Origin of the sequence: Leptotrichia sp. OH3620_COT-345, assembly GCF_003932895.1 — a bacterium.
Classification (GTDB): domain Bacteria; phylum Fusobacteriota; class Fusobacteriia; order Fusobacteriales; family Leptotrichiaceae; genus Pseudoleptotrichia.
Genome location: NZ_RQYW01000042.1, coordinates 1 through 2,596 on the forward strand (window position 1 = coordinate 1; position 2,596 = coordinate 2,596).

General features: G+C 27.2%; 3 protein-coding genes. All 3 read right to left on the reverse strand.

Annotation, left to right across the window (positions count from 1 at the left end; all coding sequences use genetic code 11):
* On the reverse strand, positions 1-711 hold a 711-nt coding region (locus EII29_RS11130), incomplete at its 3' end, for a hypothetical protein (protein WP_148096426.1).
* A 240-nt stretch (positions 712-951) separates the two neighbouring features.
* The gene (locus EII29_RS11135) at positions 952-1,659 is read right to left on the reverse strand and encodes a hypothetical protein (protein WP_125237579.1); all 708 of its coding nucleotides are present in this window, start codon (positions 1,657-1,659) and stop codon (positions 952-954) included.
* A gap of 4 nt (positions 1,660-1,663) precedes the next feature.
* On the reverse strand, positions 1,664-2,596 hold a 933-nt coding region (locus EII29_RS12220; protein ID WP_158612529.1), incomplete at its 5' end, for a hypothetical protein.

Below are 2,596 nucleotides of genomic sequence, written 5' to 3' on the forward strand. Positions count from 1 at the left end.
AAATTTCATATATTCTTCCCAATCTATTGTCTCAAGTTCTCTTTCAACACTGAAATACTCTTTGAATTTTTCCATATATTTCTTTATCCCTATTCTTACTCTCCTTTGTGTTATTTTATCACGAATTTCCTCATTACATTTCTCATCTTTTACAAAATTTAAATATCCTCCCCCCCCTCCCCCTATATCATCTTCTATTTCTCCACATACCCAAAAATTAAAAATATAAGGTTTTATTTTATATCCTGACTCGATAAATATCTTTTCTATTTCTTCAAAATTATTTCCTTTCGATTTATCGTATAATAGATTATTCAATACATATGATCTCAATCCAAAACTCAGCATTCCAAATAAATTCTGTGAAAACTTAAATCCCCATTTATCTTCATCATACTCATTTCCCTCAAAAACATAATAATCATTTTCATATTCCTCAAAATATTTTGATTTGTACTCTACTTTTCCTTTCTTTATTATTCCGAAATAATATACTGGGAGTACACTCCTCGGTATTACTCCTAATGCTTTTACTTCATAATTATCTTTATCAACTATTAAATTATAGTCTCTTTTCATTTCTATTACCAAATCATTTAATATTTGTCTACTTACTTTCCTATGTTTCGCATCTTGAATTAACTTTAATATTTTTCCGCACTGTGAAAGTAATAGGAGAAAAGTAAATGTTATTATTAAACTCTTTTTCATAGCTATCACTTCTCCTTTCTTCCGTGAGGGCTCATTGCCGCCCTCACACTCCTGCTATCGGCTACAAAATTTTTTATACCTCATAAATATTCATTATGCTTGGAAAACAGCAAACTCTCTTCTTCTCAAACAGCTGTTTTCCTTTTCAGCATAATTTCATATTTATTCAAAAAATTTTGAATGCCGAAATTTATTTCAGTATTTAATACCTACTGTTTTTTCATCAAAATATCGTAAATTCTAATCTTTCATCATTTCATCTAAATATTTTCTCTTTAATTCCAAAAACTCTTTTGGTATTTCATCTTTAAAAAATCCTAATAAATACGCATATAATTCTATTTCTTCATTTGAAAAATTTCCAAATTGTCCATAATTATAATTTATTTTTTTATGTATTTTCTTTTTTTCCGTTATTATTCCTATTTCCTCTGCATAAGGAAGTGCCACAGAAAACCCCTCTGTCTTATCTGCATTAATTTTTCTTAAAATAGGATAAATAGATTCTTTTTCTATGTCCATTTTCTTATATAAAACTTTCTTTTTTTCGACATTGTTTTTATCTATAAAATATAGTTCCAACTTTAACATTCCTACATAACTCGGCATAGCAGTAATTTTTCCGTATAAAAATTTTTCTCCATTTTTTAACTGAATGTATTCCTGTGTATAATGACTATGTAAATATTCTGAATTAAACATTTTTATTGCTATTTCTTTATTTTCATCAAAAAACTTATTACTATCTGTATTCTCTTGTAAATCATATAATTTAAAATAAAATATCATTTCATACGGACTACTATCATTTAATATATAATCTATTCCTCCTGTAAAGCTTGTTGACTTTATTTTCTGTAGTTTTAAATTATTTAAATTTTCACTTCCATAACTATTTATTAAAATAATCATAAAAAATAATATAACTATTGTAATTCTTTTTTTCATCATTTTACTTCCTTTCCATTTTCTTTAGAAAATTATTGTATATTTCATCTTGTTTTTTCTTTTCTTTAACTTTTGGCTCATTTGTTCTATAAAATGCTCTATATCTTATGCCATGTTCTTTCCTTATCATATTTTCTGTTATATCACCTTTTATATTATATTCACCGGTTACTCCTATAGTTCCTGCACTTTTTTCTGATTTATTCCCTATTCCTATTGTTCCATACTCTTCAATTAATCCATAAGTAGGTTTGCCGATATTTTTATTTCCTTTATCATCTATCCATATATCTTCCCTTACAATTCCATTTTTATCTATAGCCCAATGAGTTCCTAAATCCATTTCTCCTGTTTTATTGTTCCATGCAAATCTTCCAAATATAAATCGATGAATATGTATTAGTTCATGGGCATATTCTATAAACTTTTCCTCTTCTTCAGGTACCGACCTCTTATTTACTGAATCCCATACTAATAATACTGCTATATCTGTCATATCTATTTTTGCTTTTGTCCCTTTTGCTCCTGATGTTTCTGAACCTACTACCCATTTATTCGGGTCTTTATGATTAGTCACCGATACTTCTTCTTTTGCTTCCAATAAATCCCCTATTAATTTATTTCCTGTCGGATATTCCTTTTCACCTTTCTTAATAAAATTCCCTTTTTCATCTTTTTTTCTAATAATTTCATATTTACAGTTTCCATCTTTACAAGTTTTTTTCTCTTCAAGTATATAATTTGTTATTTTCTGCATTTCAGTCAATAACTGTTTTCTATCTTTATCTGTTATATCTTTATGACCATCTAAAAATATTTTAAACTGCATATCCTTATCAGTATATCTGTTAAGTCTTACTCTGTCTTCATCTGTAAGTTGCGACATTAAAAGGTCTATTATCTTACCGTCTTTTAAATACCCGTTTTCCTTTACTTC